Source organism: Sulfitobacter sp. M13, from assembly GCF_053474885.1.
The window spans coordinates 2278683-2297025 of the sequence record NZ_CM130281.1 but is presented as its reverse complement, the minus strand read 5'-3'; the positions used below and the strand labels follow the sequence as shown (position 1 = coordinate 2297025).

Annotated in this window: 18 protein-coding genes; 12 read left to right on the top strand and 6 right to left on the bottom strand. The window is 57.9% G+C overall.

Annotation, left to right across the window (positions count from 1 at the left end; translation table 11 throughout):
• Nucleotides 1-2: 2 nt before the first annotated feature.
• From ACVBAU_RS11060 to ACVBAU_RS11050, 3 genes are all read right to left on the bottom strand, one after another.
• Complete coding sequence (locus ACVBAU_RS11060) at nucleotides 3-824, bottom strand: ABC transporter ATP-binding protein (protein ID WP_138923259.1); 822 nt, start codon at nucleotides 822-824, stop codon at nucleotides 3-5.
• A gap of 133 nt (nucleotides 825-957) precedes the next feature.
• On the bottom strand, nucleotides 958-1737 hold the full coding sequence (locus ACVBAU_RS11055) for an ABC transporter ATP-binding protein (RefSeq protein ID WP_138923260.1): 780 nt from the start codon (nucleotides 1735-1737) through the stop codon (nucleotides 958-960).
• 90 nt (nucleotides 1738-1827) lie between these two features.
• On the bottom strand, nucleotides 1828-3018 hold the full coding sequence (locus ACVBAU_RS11050; RefSeq protein WP_138923261.1) for an ABC transporter substrate-binding protein: 1191 nt from the start codon (nucleotides 3016-3018) through the stop codon (nucleotides 1828-1830).
• 207 nt (nucleotides 3019-3225) lie between these two features.
• Between ACVBAU_RS11050 and ACVBAU_RS11045 the strand changes: the two genes are divergently transcribed.
• Entirely contained in the window at nucleotides 3226-4272 is a 1047-nt protein-coding gene (locus ACVBAU_RS11045; RefSeq protein WP_448328972.1) for a PQQ-dependent sugar dehydrogenase, read from the top strand.
• On the opposite strand, the gene ACVBAU_RS11040 is transcribed toward ACVBAU_RS11045, so the two are convergent.
• Nucleotides 4269-5273: a GlxA family transcriptional regulator gene (locus ACVBAU_RS11040; RefSeq protein WP_138925110.1), complete on the bottom strand. Its 1005-nt coding sequence runs from the start codon at nucleotides 5271-5273 to the stop codon at nucleotides 4269-4271. The two genes, ACVBAU_RS11045 and ACVBAU_RS11040, sit on opposite strands and share 4 nt — an antisense overlap.
• A 203-nt stretch (nucleotides 5274-5476) precedes the next feature.
• On the opposite strand from ACVBAU_RS11040, the gene ACVBAU_RS11035 reads away from it, so the two are divergent.
• Nucleotides 5477-6847, top strand: a complete 1371-nt coding sequence (locus tag ACVBAU_RS11035) for a class II 3-deoxy-7-phosphoheptulonate synthase (protein WP_138923263.1) — start codon at nucleotides 5477-5479, stop codon at nucleotides 6845-6847.
• Between the two features lie 90 nt (nucleotides 6848-6937).
• Here the strand turns inward: ACVBAU_RS11035 and ACVBAU_RS11030 are convergent, their stop codons facing one another.
• Nucleotides 6938-7606, bottom strand: a complete 669-nt coding sequence (locus tag ACVBAU_RS11030) for a PAS domain-containing protein (RefSeq protein WP_138923264.1) — start codon at nucleotides 7604-7606, stop codon at nucleotides 6938-6940.
• 262 nt (nucleotides 7607-7868) lie between these two features.
• On the opposite strand from ACVBAU_RS11030, the gene ACVBAU_RS11025 reads away from it, so the two are divergent.
• The 10 genes from ACVBAU_RS11025 to phoB all read left to right on the top strand — a co-directional run bounded on the left by ACVBAU_RS11025 (nucleotide 7869) and on the right by phoB (nucleotide 17328).
• Nucleotides 7869-8759 carry a YicC/YloC family endoribonuclease gene (locus ACVBAU_RS11025; protein ID WP_448326335.1) on the top strand — a complete coding sequence of 297 codons (891 nt, stop codon included), beginning with the start codon at nucleotides 7869-7871 and terminating at the stop codon, nucleotides 8757-8759.
• Nucleotides 8760-8762: 3 nt separating this feature from the next.
• Complete coding sequence (gmk, locus tag ACVBAU_RS11020; protein ID WP_448326333.1) at nucleotides 8763-9404, top strand: guanylate kinase; 642 nt, start codon at nucleotides 8763-8765, stop codon at nucleotides 9402-9404.
• The gene (locus ACVBAU_RS11015; RefSeq protein WP_448326331.1) at nucleotides 9401-9922 is read left to right on the top strand and encodes a gamma carbonic anhydrase family protein; all 522 of its coding nucleotides are present in this window, start codon (nucleotides 9401-9403) and stop codon (nucleotides 9920-9922) included. The genes gmk and ACVBAU_RS11015 overlap by 4 nt, the downstream gene beginning before the upstream one ends.
• A gap of 2 nt (nucleotides 9923-9924) precedes the next feature.
• Nucleotides 9925-10968 (top strand): sensor histidine kinase, encoded by a 1044-nt coding sequence (locus ACVBAU_RS11010; protein WP_448326329.1) that lies wholly within the window; start codon nucleotides 9925-9927, stop codon nucleotides 10966-10968.
• Nucleotides 10969-11120: 152 nt separating this feature from the next.
• Nucleotides 11121-12161 (top strand): substrate-binding domain-containing protein, encoded by a 1041-nt coding sequence (locus tag ACVBAU_RS11005; protein WP_448326328.1) that lies wholly within the window; start codon nucleotides 11121-11123, stop codon nucleotides 12159-12161.
• Between the two features lie 108 nt (nucleotides 12162-12269).
• The gene (pstC, locus tag ACVBAU_RS11000) at nucleotides 12270-13769 is read left to right on the top strand and encodes a phosphate ABC transporter permease subunit PstC (protein WP_138923270.1); all 1500 of its coding nucleotides are present in this window, start codon (nucleotides 12270-12272) and stop codon (nucleotides 13767-13769) included.
• Complete coding sequence (gene pstA, locus ACVBAU_RS10995; RefSeq protein WP_448326325.1) at nucleotides 13766-15106, top strand: phosphate ABC transporter permease PstA; 1341 nt, start codon at nucleotides 13766-13768, stop codon at nucleotides 15104-15106. Before pstC ends, pstA begins: the two co-directional genes overlap by 4 nt.
• Nucleotides 15107-15123: 17 nt before the next feature.
• A complete protein-coding gene (pstB, locus tag ACVBAU_RS10990; RefSeq protein WP_093732288.1) occupies nucleotides 15124-15921 on the top strand; it encodes a phosphate ABC transporter ATP-binding protein PstB in 798 nt (265 codons plus the stop codon).
• Between the two features lie 5 nt (nucleotides 15922-15926).
• Nucleotides 15927-16634: a phosphate signaling complex protein PhoU gene (gene phoU / locus ACVBAU_RS10985; protein WP_138923272.1), complete on the top strand. Its 708-nt coding sequence runs from the start codon at nucleotides 15927-15929 to the stop codon at nucleotides 16632-16634.
• 4 nt (nucleotides 16635-16638) lie between these two features.
• A complete protein-coding gene (phoB, locus tag ACVBAU_RS10980) occupies nucleotides 16639-17328 on the top strand; it encodes a phosphate regulon transcriptional regulator PhoB (RefSeq protein ID WP_138923273.1) in 690 nt (229 codons plus the stop codon).
• Nucleotides 17329-17333: 5 nt separating this feature from the next.
• On the opposite strand, the gene ACVBAU_RS10975 is transcribed toward phoB, so the two are convergent.
• Nucleotides 17334-18173 (bottom strand): fumarylacetoacetate hydrolase family protein, encoded by an 840-nt coding sequence (locus tag ACVBAU_RS10975; protein WP_448326322.1) that lies wholly within the window; start codon nucleotides 18171-18173, stop codon nucleotides 17334-17336.
• Between the last annotated feature and the right edge of the window lie 170 nt (nucleotides 18174-18343).

Sequence of the window (18343 nt, the reverse complement as noted above, 5' to 3'; positions counted from 1 at the left end):
GCTTAACCCCCCAAAAAGGATTTGCGAACTTCGGGATCTTCCAAAAGCTCTTTGCCTGTACCGGTAAAGGCGTTCGCCCCTTGCACCAGAACATATCCCTTATCCGCAATCTCGAGCGCCTGACGGGCGTTCTGTTCGACCATCAGGATCGGAATGCCGGTGCGGGCGACTTCGATGATACGGTCAAACAGTTCGTCCATCACGATCGGCGAGACACCGGCGGTAGGTTCGTCCAGCATCAGAACTTTGGGTTGGGTCATCAGCGCGCGACCCACGGCCACCTGCTGACGTTGGCCGCCCGACAGCTCACCCGCTGGCTGATAGCGTTTTTCCTTGAGGATCGGAAACAGGTCATAGACTTGCGCCATTGTATCGCGGAAATCATCGCGGCGGATGAAGGCCCCCATCTCGAGGTTTTCTTCGACGGTCATCGAGGTAAAGATATTCGAGGTTTGCGGCACAAAGCCCATCCCCTTGGCCACACGGTCCTGCGGTGACAGGGCGGTTATGTCTTCGCCGTCCAGACGCACATGACCCTGTCGGACATCCAGCATGCCGAACACGGCCTTCATTGCGGTGGACTTGCCCGCGCCATTGGGGCCGACAATGACTGCGATCTCGCCTCTTTCGACAGCGATTGTACATCCGTGCAGAATATCTGGCCCCTTGCCATAGCCACCCGTCATCGTGTCACCGATCAAGAACGGCCCGCCCGGTGCGGGGTGGCTCTTGCCGCCGGTTTTGACAGGTTGCGCGGTGCCTTGGCCTTTGGGGTTCGCGATCGATAGGTCCTTGTTGCCCCGATCGCCATATGGGTTGCTCATGTCAGTTTCTTTCTTTCGGTATCAAGGCCGCCACAGGGGACCGTCGCGTCACAGGAATTTTCGCCTGTCCAAGCCGCTGCTGCCTGCGGCAGGGCTAGTCCCGCACAGAGGGGCGATGCAGTCCGCGTGCGTCTCATGCTGACACAGCCTTGTTCTTGAGCCCGGTGCCCAGATAGGCCTCGATCACTTGCTCGTTTGCTTTGATTTCGGGCAGGGTCCCTTGAGCCAGAACTTTGCCCTCGGCCATACAGATCACCGGATCACACAAGCGGCCAATAAAATCCATGTCGTGTTCGATCACGACGAAAGTATAGCCGCGTTCCTTGTTCAGGCGGATAATCGCGTCGCCGATGGTGTTCAGCAGCGTGCGGTTCACACCGGCACCGACTTCGTCCAGAAACACGATTTTCGCGTCGACCATCATGGTCCGCCCCAGCTCTAGCAGCTTTTTCTGACCGCCCGAAATCTGCCCCGCCTTTTGCTCGGCCAGATGTTCGACCGTCAAAAACTCGAGCACCTCGTCCGCCTTGGCGCGCAGGGCGCGTTCCTGATCGGCAATGCGCTTGCGTCCGAACCATGTGTTCCACAGCGTTTCGCCGACCTGATCACCGGGCACCATCATCAGGTTCTCGCGGCAGCTCATGGATGAAAATTCATGGGCGATCTGGAAGGTCCGCAGCAACCCCTTGTGAAACAGCGTATGCGGGGGCAGGCCGGTGATATCCTCGCCGTCCATGGTTACACGGCCCGACGTGGGCTTGAGCACGCCGGCGATGACGTTGAACAGCGTGGTTTTGCCCGCACCGTTCGGGCCGATCAAGCCGGTGATCGTGCCTTTGCCAATGGTCAGATTGGCACCGTCCACGGCGTGAAACCCGCCGAAATGTTTATGGATGTCGTCTACGACGATCATTACTATGTCTCCCCGTGCAGAGCCCAAGCCCCGTTGCAAAAACAGCCCGGCTGCAGTGCAGCGGGCTGTTTTCTGTCATGTTATGTGATGTTAGCGGTATTGAACCGTCGTGATTTTGCCGCCTTCGATCTTGATCTGACGATAGCTGCCAGCAGATTCGCCGGGTCCGATCAGCTCCACCGCAGTTGCGCCGTCATAATCGACTTCGCCACCGTCCTTGAGGATCTGAAGCGCTTTGCCCAGTTCGCCGGGATAGATCTTTTCGCCGGGGGCGTTGGCCACCGACATGATCTGATCCTTATAGACTTGCGGATCCGTCGAGCCCGCGGCCTGCATTGCCAACATCAGCAGCGCGGTTGCGTCATAGCTTTCGGGGGCGAAAGGCGATGTCGTGTCAAACGCACCGTCGACAAGCGCGGTGAATTTGTCAGCGCCGGGGCTGTCGGTGCCGGGGTGCTGGCCGGTAGAACCGTCCAGCTCGGTGCCAAAGTTGTTTTCAAGGTTCGCCGCGATCATCCCGTCGGGGAAGTGGAATGTGTCGAACGCACCAGCGTCGATGGCTGCACGCACAAGGCCAGAGCCGCCCTGATCGACATAACCCGCCACAACAAGACGGTCGCCACCGGCAGAGGCCAGCGCGCCAACTTCGGCAGAGTAATCGGCCTTGCCGTCTTCGTGGGCTGCGGAAATGGTGATCGTACCACCAACGGCTTCATAGGCCTGCTGGAATGCGTCTGCCAAACCCTTTCCGTAGTCATTATTGGTATAGGTGACTGCGACCTGTTTGATGCCTTCTTCCATCAGCACGTCGGCCATTACTTCACCCTGACGGGCGTCCGAAGGCGCGGTGCGGAAGAACAGGCCGTCGTCTTCCATCGACGTAAGGCCGGGGGACGTGGCAGAGGGCGAGATCATCACCATTCCGTTTGGCAAGGCAGCGTTTTGCAAGACCGCACCAGTCACGCCAGAGCAGGCCGCGCCCACAATGCCGTTGATCCCTTCGGCGATCAAACGTTCGGCGCTGGATACAGCAAGCGCGTTGTCCACGCAGCCCGTGTCAGCGCGCGAGGCCGTGACCGTGGCCCCATCCATCAGCATGCCGCTGTCGGTGACTTCTTTCATGGCGAGCTCTGCGCTGGACGCCATGATACCGGTCAGCGATTCAATCGGGCCGGTGAAACCAAAGATCACGCCGAGCTTCACATCTTTGCTGTGTGCATCGGCATAGGCGTTGGTGGCCAGCAATGCTGCAGCCGTTGTGGCCATAAGCATCTTTTTCATATTATTCTCCCTGTTGAACATCGTGTTCTGCAAAAGAACCTATGCGCCGATTTGAAAAAAGAAAAGCGTTATCCCTAGGTAAACCGGCGCAAGACGATGTGGATCAAAGCGCTGTCTGTTCTAGGTTTACATCAAAGGGTTTTATCAGGAGAGAAAGCCATGATCTGCAGGGCAGCGAAACGCGTGTTGGCACTGACTTTTGGCGCGATGGTCTTTGGTACGCCATGCGTTTTTGCGCAAGAGATGACGATTGAACAGCGCGTTTCAGGGCTGGATACCCCATGGGCGCTGGCGGTGCTTCCCCAAGGTGATGTGCTTATCACTGAACGCGACGGCCGGTTGCTGCGCGCCCGTGAGGGTACCATTAATGAGGTCGCGGGCACGCCGCAGGTTGTGGATGCAGGGCAGGGTGGTTTGCTTGATATCACCCTCGCGCGCGACTTTGATACGACCCGGACCGTTTTCCTAACCTATGCCAAGGCGCTTGACGGCGGGGCCGGTACCGCGCTCGCCGCCGCTGAGCTGTCGCCAGATGGCAGTCGGTTGGAAAACCTGCGTGATCTGTTCAGCATGTCGCAGGGATCGTCCAAGGGGCAGCACTTTGGCAGCCGCGTCGTAGAGGCGCGTGACGGGACACTGTTCGTCACCGTCGGAGAGCGCGGCGACCGTCCTGCGGCGCAGGATCTGGGCCAGCACAACGGATCGGTCGTCCGCGTGAACCGCGACGGGAGCGTGCCGCAGGACAATCCCTTTGTCGGGCGCGAAGGCGTGCTGCCTGAAATCTGGTCCTACGGGCATCGCAACCCGCAAGGGGCGGGTCTTGACCCGAGCGGGGAGCTTTGGGTGTCAGAGCACGGTGCGCGCGGCGGGGATGAGGTTAACGCCGTGCGCAAGGGCGCGAATTATGGCTGGCCTGTGATTTCGTACGGGCGGCACTACTCCGGTGCGAAAATAGGCGAGGGCACCACGAAAGAATGGATGGAACAGCCCGCATACTACTGGAACCCGTCCATCGCCCCTTCGGGGTTGCTGGTTTATTCTGGCAAGATGTTTCCGGACTGGCGCGGTGATATCTTGGTGGGGTCGCTCAAGTTCAACTACATCGCGCGCCTTAAGGGGGATCCGCTGCGTGAGGTCGCCCAGATCAAAACCCCCGAAACCGCACGCGTGCGCGACATTGTCGAAGCACCGGACGGCGCGATCTGGTTTATCTCGGTCGGGAACGGCGCGGTCTACCGGATCGGCACAGATTAGGCGACCGGCCTGGCCGCATGAGACCCGCGTTCACGATAGGGTGTCGTATCATAATGTGCACGGTAGCACTTTGAGAAATGCGACGGGGACGCAAAGCCACAAGCCAGCGCGACATTGATCACGCTCATGTCTGTTTGCATCAGCAGGTTGCGGGACTTTTGCAGACGCAGTTCCATATAATAGCGCTTGGGGCTGCGGCTAAGATACCGACGAAAGAGGCGCTCCAACTGCCGCGTGGACATGCCCACATCACGCGCGAGCGATGAAGGGCTGATCGGCTCTTCGATATTGGCCTCCATCATCTGGATGACCTGCCCGAGTTTGGGATGGCGCACGCCGATGCGCGTCGGCACGGACAGACGCTGCGTGTCTTGGTCGGTACGAATGGAGCTGTAGATTAACTGGTCAGCGACAGCATTCGCCAGATCCTCGCCCAGATCATCGGCAATCAGCTTGAGCATCAGATCGATCGACGACGTCCCGCCCGCTGTTGTCATCCGGTTCCCGTCCACCACAAAGACCGATTTGGTCAGGATTACGTCCTCGAAATCCTCGCTAAAGCTATCCTGGTTCTCCCAGTGGATCGTGGCCTTTTTACCGTCCAGCAAACCGGCCTTGGCCAGCGTAAAGGCGGCGGTACACAGACCGCCGACCATCATGCCCTTACGGGCCTCGCGGCGTAGCCAGCCGAGCAGTTTCTTCGTGGTCGCTGCCTGCACGTTGATACCGCTGCACACAACCAGTGTATCTTCGCGGCGCAGTTCATCCAGGCTGCCATCCAGCGTGTATTCCGCCCCCGCCGAACAGCGTACGCGCCCGCCGTCTTCACCGATCAAGCGCCAGTCATAGGCCGCGCGCCCAGACATACGATTGGCAATACGCAGGCATTCAACCGCCGATGCAAAGCTCAGCAGCGTAAAGTTTTCCAACAGCACAAAGACAAATCGACGTGTCTTTTCGGAGTCAGAGGGAAAGCGGTTGGCCAGACGGGTGTCAGTCATCACGCAGCCTTTCAGGTTTGGGTTATTCATCGGGGCAAAGCGGGCGATGCCCTCAAAAACCTGCCGAAAACTTGGCCATGACCGGCGGCGAAGGTCAATAGGTTGAATTTCGGTTCTGGTCACTTGAGCCTGACCTTTATATACCACACATTCACCTTCTTTGCGCCTGTCACTCTGGGCGCTGCGGACTTCGGAGAAAAATGATGACCGATTGGACAAAATCAAGCTGGCGCGACAAACCGCGGATCCAGATGCCCGACTATCCTGATCAGGACGCGCTGCGCGCGGTCGAGGCTGAATTGTCCCGTTATCCATTGTTGGTTTTCGCAGGCGAAGCGCGGCGGCTTAAAAAGCATCTGGCGGCTGCCGGTCGCGGCGAGGCGTTCTTGCTACAAGGGGGCGATTGTGCCGAAAGCTTTGAGCAATTCAGCAGCGACATGATCCGCGACACCTTCAAGGTGATGTTGCAGATGGCGATTGTGCTGACGCATGGCGCGAAAGTGCCGGTGATCAAACTTGGCCGCATGGCAGGCCAGTTCGCCAAGCCGCGTTCCGCAGCGACAGAGACCGTCGATGGCGTAGAGCTGCCCAGCTACCGTGGTGACATCATCAACGAGCTCGCCTTTACACCAGAGGCGCGTATTCCGGACCCGAAAAAGATGCTGCGCGCCTACACGCAAGCTGCTGCGACGTTGAACCTGATCCGCGCCTTTTCGACCGGTGGGTATGCGGACGTGCATCAGGTGCACGGCTGGACCTTGGGATTTACCGAAAGCGAAAAAGCAGAGAAATACCGCGAGATCGCAAACCGCATTTCAGATACACTTGATTTCATGGCAGCGGCTGGCGTGACATCCGAGACGGCTCATACGCTGCAATCGGTGGAATATTATACCAGCCACGAATCGCTGCTGTTGGAATACGAAGAGGCGCTGTGCCGTCAAGACAGCCAGACCGGCAAATGGCTGGCGGGTTCCGGTCACATGATCTGGATCGGCGACCGCACCCGTCAACCCGATGGCGCGCATGTGGAATTTGCTCGCGGTGTGCAGAACCCGATCGGGCTGAAATGCGGCCCAAGCATGACCAGCGACGACCTCAAGCTGTTGATGCACAAGCTGAACCCTGAAAACGAAGAGGGCCGTCTGACCCTGATCGCGCGTTTCGGTGCTGGTAATGTGGGCGAACACCTGCCGCGTTTGATCAAGACCGTGCAGGAAGAAGGCGCGAACGTCGTCTGGACCTGTGACGCGATGCACGGCAACACGATCAAATCATCGAGCGGCTATAAAACCCGTCCGTTTGATTCCGTCCTACGTGAAGTGCGCGAATTCTTTGCGGTACATGCTGCCGAAGGCACTGTACCCGGTGGCGTGCATTTCGAGATGACGGGACAGGACGTGACCGAATGCACCGGCGGTGTGCGCGCCGTGCAGGACGAAGACCTGTCAGATCGCTACCACACAGCCTGTGATCCGCGTTTGAACGCCAGTCAGTCGCTTGAACTCGCATTCCTCGTCGCGGAGGAGCTTTCGGCACGCCGGTCCAGCCAGCAGGTCAAAGCGGTCGGATAAACACTGCAGACGTTGAAAAATTAAAGGCCGTGCATGGAAAATGCGCGGCCTTTTTTCATTGGGCAGAGGGCTTGACCAATCTGGTCGTTTTTAAACGTCGGACTTGACCAGCCGCAGATAGGACGGACGCGGACGCGGGCCATGCGTGGTGAAACCGGCGGCGGGGTCGGCAAACCCATCGGTGGCCGTCGCGCATGTATCGTGGGTCAAATAGGCCCGTGGGGGGCGTGGGATCGCCGTGGTGGCCAGATCACCGATTTTATAGAAGCCCGGGTGCGCGCCGGCATTTGACGTAAGCTCCAGGCAGCCCAGCATCCGGTCGATTTGACCCATGTCGCTGCGCAAAGGCAGCACCAGCATGCGGGCGTGAACGGTGAAATCCTGACCAATGAGCGTCATTTCCCCAATCGCGGGCTGAGCGAGGATCTGATCAAGCCAATCACTGCACCGGCGTCTCTCATGCGGGTCGAATAGCGAAATCATCGGCATCCCGCGCAGGTCCATCGCCATAGCATCGCATAGATGGGATCCCGCAATGCGAAAGCGGGCGACCTCGGATCGCTTTCGCTCAAGCACAAAGGCACGATCCAGCAAGCTGGCAATTTCGGATGGGTCGACCTGGGACCGGAACGGAACCGGCTGACCACGGCACAGACCCTGCCAATAGGCATGCACCTCTGACATTGCAGGGGAAAACGGCGGCATGCTGCGACGTGGTTCGAGTTGGGGATGGTCGCCCAAAGGGGGAAGATGTGTCATAAAGTAGCCTTTTTGCAATCGTCGCGGTCGAAGTATCGGCAGTGCGGTGCCAAGAGAATTCCAAAGGGTTTAGTCAAATTAGCGGTGGTTTGTAGATAAAACAGTAAACTTGGTTAACAGACCATTAAGCTTCACGCAGAATGCAAACGGGTAAATCGGGCTTCCAAAACCCGCCAGCGGACCGGGAATGGCTTTTTACTTGCCCCATTTGGTTCTTTCGCTTTTAAGGCGCGCAAAGATCGCAATCGACAAGGACCATGCCATGATACGTTCGATGACGGGTTTTGCCTCGGCAAGTGGGGCGTCCGGCCCGCATAGCTGGGGCTGGGAACTCCGGTCGGTTAATGGCAAGGGGCTTGATCTGCGGCTGCGTGTGCCGGACTGGATCGACGGGCTCGAGGCAGGTCTGCGCAAGCAACTGACCACAGCCATCGCCCGCGGCAATGTTACCTGCAATCTGCGGATTACCCGCGAGGACGGCAGCGGCGCATTGACGGTGAACGCGGATCAGCTTGAGGCCGTTCTAGACGCGCTGCACCAGATCGAAGCACGCGCGATGGACGCGGGTATCTCGCTGGCGCCGTCCAAAGCGACGGACATCGTAACCATGCGCGGCGTGCTGGAACAGGCGACGACGGTGGATGACGTGGCGGCCCTTTGTGCGACGCTGCTGGCCGAGTTCCCTGCGGTGTTCGAAGACTTTAACGACATGCGCGCCCGTGAAGGGGCAGCCTTGGCGCGGGTGCTAGAGGCGCAACTATCAGAAGTCGCGGAACTGACGGCACAAGCGGCAACGCTGGCAGAGACGCGCAAGAAAGAGGTGGCGCAGACGCTCCAGCGCAATCTTGCACGGGTGCTGGACAATGCTGATGGCGTGGATGCAGACCGGCTGGCGCAGGAACTGGCGCTGATCGCGGTCAAATCCGATATCACCGAAGAGATAGACCGCCTGCACGCCCATGTGGGTGCCGCCCGCGCGCTGTTGGCGCAGGACGGGGCCGTGGGGCGCAAGCTAGATTTCTTGATGCAGGAATTCAACCGCGAGGCAAATACCCTGTGCGCCAAGGCACAAAACACGGCGTTGACCCAGATCGGGCTGGCGTTGAAGGCGGTGATAGACCAGATGCGCGAACAAGTGCAGAATGTGGAGTAAGACATGAGCGACCGACGCGGCCTATTGATCATCCTCAGCTCGCCCTCCGGTGCTGGTAAATCCACGCTGGCGCGCAAGCTGCGCGATTGGGATACCTCGCTTGAGTTTTCTGTTTCGGCCACAACCCGCGCCCCGCGTGTCGGCGAGGTGGACGGTAAGGATTATTTCTTCACCGCCGAAGATGATTTCCGCGCCATGGTGAACGACGGTGACATGCTGGAGCACGCGCGGGTCTTCAATAACTATTACGGCTCGCCCAAGGGACCGGTGCAAAGGGCCATCGACAGCGGCCGCGACGTGTTGTTCGACGTGGATTGGCAAGGCGCACAGCAGATCAGCAACTCGACGCTCAAGCAGCATGTGCTATCGATCTTTATCCTGCCTCCGTCGATCAAGGAACTGCGCCGCCGTCTGGAAACCCGTGGGCAGGACGCCCCCGATACCATCGCCCTGCGGATGGAGAAAAGCTGGGACGAGATCAGCCACTGGGACGGCTATGACTACGTGCTGGTCAATGACGACCTGACAGTGACAGAGGCAAAGCTGAAGTCGATCATCACCGCCGAAAGATTGCGCCTTTCGCAGCAGCCAAAACTGGTGGATCATGTGCGCGCATTGCAATCAGAATTCGAGGACACGAAATGACGCTCTACGCACTGGCCGACATCACCCCGCAGGTACACGCAGACACGTGGGTCGCCCCGGATGCGAATGTCATCGGGAATGTGACGCTTGAAGCAGGGGCCTCTGTCTGGTTCGGCTGCACGCTGCGCGGCGATAACGAGCTTATTCTCGTGGGCAAAGGCAGTAACGTGCAGGAAAACTGCGTATTCCATACGGACCCCGGCTGCCCGCTGACCGTCGGGGAAAACTGCACCATCGGTCACAAGGTCATGCTGCACGGCTGTACCATCGGTGACAATTCGCTGGTCGGAATGGGGGTTACGATCCTGAACGGGGCCAAGATCGGCAAGAACTGCTTGATCGGGGCAGGGGCGTTGATCACTGAAAACAAGGTGATCCCCGACGGATCGCTTGTGATGGGGGCACCGGGCAAGGTCGTGCGTGAACTGGACGCGGCGGCGATTTCCGGTCTGACCGCCAGCGCGAAACACTACCAAGACAATGCGCGACGTTTTGCCAGCCAGCTTAAACCTGTCTGACCATGGTGCTGCGCCCGCATCTGCCGGACTTGCTGGCAGCGCTGCCTTTGCCAACGCTGGCCGTTGACCGTGCCGAACGTATCGTTGCGATGAACGCGCCTGCCGAATCTCTGCTGGGGCGGGGTGCGCTGGACCGTCACTTTATCAACGTCCTGCGTCAACCGGCGGTGGTGGACGCGGTCGAGCAATGCCAGCAGGACGACACCCCGCGCGAGGCGCAGTATCTGGCAAGCGACAATGGCAATGACACGACCTTTCGGGTGCATGTGCGCAAGGTGACGGGGATGAATTATGTCTTGCTCAGCTTTCAGGACATCACCCAAGTTACCAACGCCAGCCAGATGCGCCGCGATTTTGTCGCCAACGTCAGCCACGAGCTGCGCACACCGCTGACCGCGATGATGGGGTTTATCGAAACGCTGCGTGGCCCTGCGCGAGACGATGCGCCCGCGCGGGACAGGTTTTTGACCATCATGACCGGAGAGGCCGAGCGCATGAACCGGCTGGTCGGGGATCTGCTGTCGCTGTCACGGGTGGAATCAAACGAACGGGTGCGCCCGACAGACAAGGTCGATCTGCGCTACGTGCTGCAATCGACCATGCGCAATCTTAACCCCTTGGCCGTAGAGGCAGACGTGACGCTTGTGGCCACGATGGGGGACGATCCGCTGCCGCTGATGGGCGACACGGACCAGCTGTTGCAAGTGTTCACGAACCTTATTGAGAACGGCATCAAATACGGTGGGGTGGGAAAAGAGGTCGAAATCTCGGTAGAGACCACATTGCGTGACCCGTCGTTACGAGGCCCCGCAGTACGGGTCACGGTCCGCGATCACGGACCGGGAATCGATCCGGTTCACCTGCCGCGACTGACCGAACGGTTCTACCGCGCCGACAGCCACCGCAGTCGCGCGATTGGCGGGACAGGCTTGGGGTTGGCAATTGTAAAACATATCCTGAATCGGCACCGGGGGCGGTTGAAAATCACCTCTGATCTGGGAGATGGAGCGCGGTTTGCAGTGATTTTACCCTTGGATGCGGCGTGAAATGCCACGTTTCGGTCCAAAATAATTTACAATTTCCGCCAGCGTCATAAAACTGTAACATGACTGTCACAAAAGCTCAGTGTCGCTTGCCTATTGCTGCGGCAAGATCACCATGGGGGTGGTCAGACAATTCTAAGCTGACAGGAGACATCATGTCGCTCGTTAAACTCACCACTTCCGCGCTGGCCATTGCCGCCGTATCCGCAACTGCCGCTGCCGCGCGTGATCAGGTACAGGTTGCCGGTTCGTCCACTGTTCTGCCCTATGCGTCCATCGTTGCCGAAGCCTTTGGCGAAAACTTCGATTTTCCGACACCTGTTGTTGAATCCGGTGGCTCCTCGGCGGGTCTCAAGCGTTTTTGTGAAGGTGTGGGCGAAAACACAATCGACGTAGCAAACGCCTCGCGCCAGATCAAAGACTCCGAAATTGAAGTCTGCGCTGCAAACGGTGTGACAGACATCATCGAAGTTCAGATCGGCTATGACGGGATCGTGTTCGCTTCTGACATTAACGGCAACACGTTCGAATTCACCCCAGAAGACTGGTACAAAGCGCTGTCCGCCGAAGTTGTTGTAGACGGCAGCATTGTCGCCAACCCCAACAAAATGTGGTCCGACGTCAACGCCAGCTTCCCCGACCAGCCGATCCAAGCCTATATCCCCGGCACCAAGCATGGCACGCGCGAAGTTTTCGAAGAAAAAGTGATCCTGGCAGGCTGTGAAGCCACTGGCGATTTCGAAGCCTTCAAAGCAGCGAACGGCGACGACAAGAAAGCGGCTGAAAAAGCATGTATTTCCCTGCGCACCGATGGTGTGTCCGTGGACATTGACGGTGACTACACCGAAACGCTTGCCCGCATCGAAAGCAACAAAGACGGCATCGGCGTATTTGGTCTGGCGTTCTACGAGAACAACACAGACAAGCTAACCGTTGCCAACATGGGCGGCGTCGAGCCCACAGTTGAAACCATCTCGAGCGGCGACTACCCAGTATCGCGCCCGCTGTTCTTTTACGTCAAGAAAGCACACATCGGCGTGATCCCAGGTTTGAAAGAATACGCTGAATTCTTCGTGGCGGACGAGATTGCAGGCCCCGACGGTCCTTTGGCCGAATACGGTCTGGTTGCCGATCCAGAGCTGGCGAAAACACAGGCGGTTGTTGCTGACGAAACTGTATTGGGCAGCGGTTCCTAAACCCTGCCTTGCGACCCGGAGACGCTGCAAGGCGTCTCCGGTTTTTTGCTGCCGACTGATACTTTCCAAACAATGATGGCCTGACACAGGCCACGACCGAGGGCCACCATGCGCGATTTATTCAATGTGGGTTCAACCACGCTCTTAGTTGTCGTTGTTTTGATATTAACAGTCCTTGCCTTTGGTCTGGTACGCAGCCGGGCCATGTCGTCTGTTTCGGGCGATTCGCGCAAGCTGCACTCCCTCCCGAATTATTATGGCTATAACGCCGCGATGCTCACCGCCATTCCGGCGCTGTTTGTGCTGGCGATCTGGATGCTGGTCCAGCCGATGCTGATCCAGAACGCGGTGATCGACATGATCCCGCAAAGTGCCGTGAACGAAGGGTCTTCGGTCAATCTGGTCATGAGCGACGTGCGCCGCGTGGCCAACGGGCTGGATGCTGCCGTGCAAAGCGGCACGCTGGATGCCGACAGCGCCCGCGATTTGGATGTGACCGCCACCGATGTACGTGCGCTTCTGGCGGGGAACGGCGTTGCACTTGGCTCTGACGTCACGCCAGAGGTACTGGCGGCAGCGCAACGCTATCGCAGCATGGAGGTCACCGGCCGTTGGCTGATGATCGCCGTGATCAGCGTGCTTGTATTGGGCGGGATGTTTATCGCGCTGCGCACCGCGCGCGCCGATTTTCGGGCGCGCAATACGGTTGAACGGTTCCTGCTGGGGTTGCTCATCCTTGCTGCGTCGCTGGCGATCCTGACAACCGTGGGCATCGTGCTGTCGATGCTGTTCGAGACATTGAACTTCTTCCGCCTGCATCCGTGGCAGGATTTCTTCCTAGGCACGACATGGGCTCCGAACTTTCGTGGCGACAGTGAACTGTCGATCCTGCCGCTGCTGTGGGGCACCTTGTATATCTCGATCATCGCCTTGCTGGTGGCTGTGCCGATCGGTCTTTTTGCCGCGATCTACCTGTCGGAATACGCCAACAGCAAAGTACGCGCCTTTGCCAAACCTTTGCTGGAAATCCTCGCGGGCATCCCGACCATCGTTTACGGTCTGTTTGCCCTGCTGACGGTCGGTCCGTTTCTGGTCAAAGTCTTTGGGCGTGGCGACGACGGACTGCTGGGTGTCGACTGGATGAGTGGGGCCACATCTGTTCTGACGGCAGGGCTGGTCATGGGCATCATGCTGATCCCGTTTGTCTCGTCGCTCAGCGATGACATCATCAACGCGGTACCACAGTCGATGCGCGACGGGTCGTTCGGTCTGGGGGCAACCCATTCGGAAACCATCCGCCAAGTTGTGCTTCCTGCCGCACTGCCGGGCATCGTGGGGGCCGTGTTGCTCGCGGCAAGCCGTGCCATCGGCGAGACGATGATCGTTGTGCTGGGGGCAGGGGCTATCGCCCGCATCTCGGGCAATCCGCTTGATGCGATGACCACCATCACCACCCGCATTGTCAGCCAGCTGACAGGGGATACCGACTTTGCCAGCCCTGAAACGCTGGTCGCCTTTGCCCTTGGTCTGACGCTGTTTGTGTTGACCTTGGGGCTGAACGTTCTAGCGCTTTTGATCGTGCGCAAATACCGGGAGCAGTACGAATGACCGATATGCCCAACCCCGCAAAGCCGCGCCAATCGTTGCTGAAACCAGATGCACGTACTGTAAAACGCAACCGCGCCGAAGCCCGGTTCAAAGCCTATGGCATCGCCGCCATTGCTGTTGGCCTGCTGATGCTTGCGATCTTGCTGACCACGATCATCAGCCGCGGTGCAGGGGCGTTTCAACAGACATTTCTGACGTTGAACGTTCAGCTGCTTGAGGAAAAGTTGGACAAAACCGGTAATCGTGACATCGAAGAGATCAAAAAGGTCTCGACCTTTGGCTATGCTCCGTTGATGGCTGCCGCACTGGATGCCAAAGTCGCAAAAGCCGGGATCACCACAGATTTGAAGCCCAAGGAAATGGGTGCGATCATCTCTAAAGATGCGGCGGCACAGCTGCGCGACTTTGTGTTGGCGAACCCCGAACTGATCGGGACTGCGGTGGAATTCGAATTCCTGACCAACAGCCGCGTCGACGGATACCTGAAGGGCCGTGTAACCCGCGAGAGCATCGCCAACGACAAAAGCATCAACACAGAGCAGCTTGATCTGGTGGACGCGCTGATTGCGGACGGGGCGCTGGACAAGCGGTTTAATGTCGACTTTATCACTGGTTCTGACGCGTCGGACGCACGGCCAGAAGCCGCCGGCATGGGCGTTTCGATGATCGGATCGCTGTTCATGATGCTGGTAGTGCTGGCGCTGGCACTGCCCATCGGGGTCGCCGCGTCGATCTACCTAGAGGAATTCGCGCCCAAGAACCTGCTGACAGACATCATCGAGGTGAATATTTCTAACCTCGCAGCGGTGCCGTCTATTGTGTTCGGTATTCTGGGTCTGGCGGTCTTTATCAACTATATGCACCTGCCAAACTCCGCCCCGCTGGTGGGTGGGCTGGTCCTGACGTTGATGACGTTGCCCACGATCATTATTTCGACCCGCGCGTCTTTGAAGTCGGTGCCCCCCAGTATCCGTGACGCGGCGTTGGGGGTAGGGGCATCCAAAATGCAATCGGTGTTCCACCACGTGCTGCCCCTTGCCGCACCCGGCATCCTGACCGGCACGATCATCGGTCTGGCCCAAGCCCTTGGCGAAACGGCCCCTTTGCTGCTGATCGGGATGGTGGGCTTTATCGCGTCGAACCCGCCCGACGGCATTGCATCGGGTCTGATGGACCCCAACTCTGCTATGCCGGCGCAAATCTACGAATGGGCGAAACGCGCTGATCCGGCATTCTATGAACGTGCTTGGGGCGGTATCATCATCCTGCTGGTCTTTTTGATCACCATGAACGCCATCGCCGTCATGTTGCGGCGCAGGTTCGAGCGGCGCTGGTAAGAATGAGAGGCAAGGCAATGAAAGACAACGTAATTTCGGAGACGGACGTGACAACTCACAAAACAAAAATCGCCGCCCGCAACGTGCAGGTTTACTATGGTGACACCCACGCGATCAAAGACGTGTCGGTTGATATCCAAGACAAAACTGTCACTGCCTTTATCGGTCCGTCAGGCTGTGGCAAGTCGACTTTTCTGCGCTGTATCAATCGGATGAACGACACGATTGATATCTGCACTGTCAAAGGCGATATCTTGATTGACGGCGAAGACATCTATGACAGCGCGGTTGACCCGGTACAGCTGCGCGCCAAGGTCGGTATGGTCTTCCAAAAGCCTAACCCGTTCCCGAAATCGATCTATGACAACGTTGCTTATGGGCCCCGCATCCACGGTCTTGCCCGCAATAAGTCAGAGCTGGACGATATCGTTGAGCGTGCGCTGAAACGCGGCGCCATCTGGAACGAGGTCAAAGACCGCCTGCACGCGCCGGGCACCGGCCTGTCGGGCGGTCAGCAGCAACGTCTGTGTATCGCACGCGCGGTGGCGACAGAGCCCGAAGTTCTGCTGATGGACGAACCCTGTTCCGCGTTGGATCCGATTGCGACCGCGCAAGTCGAAGAGCTGATCGACGAACTGCGTCAGGATTATTCGGTCGTGATTGTCACACACTCCATGCAGCAGGCCGCACGGGTGAGCCAGAGAACGGCGTTCTTCCACCTCGGCAATCTGGTTGAGTTCGGTGAGACTGACAAGATTTTCACATCGCCCGAGGACCCTCGGACGGAAAGCTATATCACTGGCCGGATTGGATAAGTATCATGCAAGAACAACACATTGCCTCTGCTTTTGACCGTGACCTGGAAAGCGTTCAAGCGCAGATCATGAAAATGGGCGGGATGGTTGAAGATGCCATTCGCCTTGCCGCACAGTCGCTGGAAACCCGTGACGAAGAGCTGGCCGATCAGGTGCGCGGCGGGGACAAAGCCATTGACGCGCTCGAAGAGCTGATCAACGAACGGGCCGCCCGTATTATCGCGCTGCGTGCGCCGACGGCTGTTGATTTGCGTTTGATCCTAAGCGTCATAAAAATTAGCGCCAGCCTGGAACGTATTGGCGACTATGCAAAAAATATGGCCAAGCGAAATAGCGTGTTGGCGCAGCTTCCTGCTGTTGCCGACAGTACTGGTGCCATTCGTCGCATGTGTAAGACGGTTGAATCCATGCTCAAGGACGCGCTTGATTGCTATGTTCAACGCGACGCAGAACTGGCTATGGATGTGATCGCGCGGGACGAAGACGTCGACCAGATGTATAATGCGCTGTTCCGCGAATTCCTGACCTTCATGATGGAAGACCCGCGCAATATCACATCGTGCATGCACCTTCATTTCATTGCCAAGAACGTTGAACGCATGGGCGATCTTGTCACATCCATCGCGGAACAGGTTGTCTATCTTGTAACCGGCACCCATCCGGACGAGGATCGCCCCAAGGCGGACAATACCTCCACCAAGCTGAAGGGGTAGGGCCATGTCTGCCGCTCAGCCTCAAATCTTGTTGGTAGAAGACGAACCCGCACAGCGCGAAATTCTGGCGTATAACCTTGAATCCGAAGGGTTTGACGTACGGCGTGCCGAGAATGGCGAGGAAGCGATCCTGCTGGTTGCAGAGGCGCTGCCCGACCTGGTTATCCTTGATTGGATGATGCCTCTGCTAAGCGGGATCGAGGTCTGTCGTCAGCTTAAGACCCGCGAAGATACGCGCAATATCCCCGTGATTATGCTGTCGGCACGATCCGAAGAGGTGGACACCGTGCGCGGGCTGGAGACGGGCGCAGATGATTATGTGGTAAAACCCTATTCGATGCGCGAGCTGATGGCCCGCGTGCGCACGCAGCTGCGGCGCGTGCGGCCTGCGTCCTCCGGTGCGGCGCTCAGCTATGCCGACATTACGCTTGATCCAGAACGTCACCGTGTAAACCGTGCTGCGCACGAGCTAAAGCTGGGGCCAACAGAATACCGTTTGCTTGTGACGTTGCTTGAGCGGCCCGGCCGTGTCTTCAGCCGTGACCAGTTGCTAGATCACGTTTGGGGGCGCGATATCTATGTCGACACGCGCACCGTTGATGTTCATATCGCCCGTCTGCGCAAAGCGCTGACGTCCCACGGCGGCGATGATCCAATTCGCACGGTGCGCGGTGCAGGTTATGCATTAGGGTAGGGCGCTTACCCGTTGTATTTAATGACTTCTTGACGTTGATCGCCCAATCCTTCGATGCCAAGCTCGACCACATCGCCGGTTTGTAGATAGATCGGCGGTTTGAACCCCATACCCACACCGGGCGGTGTGCCAGTGGCGATCACATCTCCGGGCAGTAAGGTCATGAAACGGCTGAGAAAAGAGATAATTTCGGCAACAGAAAACACCATTGTGCTGGTGTTGCCGGTTTGGCGGCGGGTGCCGTTCACATCCAGCCATAAATCAAGGTTCTGAGGATCTGGAACGTCATCAGCGGTCACCAGATACGGGCCGATGGGGGCAAAACTGTCGCAGGACTTGCCCTTGACCCATTGGCCGCCGAATTCAGTCTGAAAGGCACGTTCTGACACGTCGTTGAAGGTCGCGTAGCCCGCCACATGAGATAACGCATCCGCTTCTGACACATGCTGCGCCTTGGTGCCGATAACGACCGCAAGCTCGACCTCCCAATCGGTTTTTTCTGAATCCTTGGGGATGATGATCGGTTCATTGGCACCTGTAGCAGCACAGAGCTTGCTGAACAGGATGGGATGATCAGGTACAGCCATCCCAGCTTCGGCCGCGTGGTCAGAATAATTCAGCCCGATACACAAAATGCGGCGTATATCATTGATAACCGGTACAAAACGACCAGAGATCAAGGGCAGCGTCGTTACATCCAGGCTGCGTAACTTATCGAGCGCTGCGGGTTCCATGCTGGAGAGTTCAATGTCAGATAGATGTTGCGATAGGTTACGCGCGGCACCATCGGCGTCGACGATCGCAGGTTTGATGCCATCGGCGGTTTCGATACGGCAAAGTTTCATGATTTTATCCTGTTAATAAGGGGCGTGAGAGTGAAGCGAGGCCGGCTTATCTGAAGCCTATAATCAGTATTATGTAAAATATTGATGCGCTGCGGTTGATGTAAAGATGCAAATATGACTGGTTATCTGTTGAAATTGATTGCAAATTAACGGATCTACACCCATTTTGT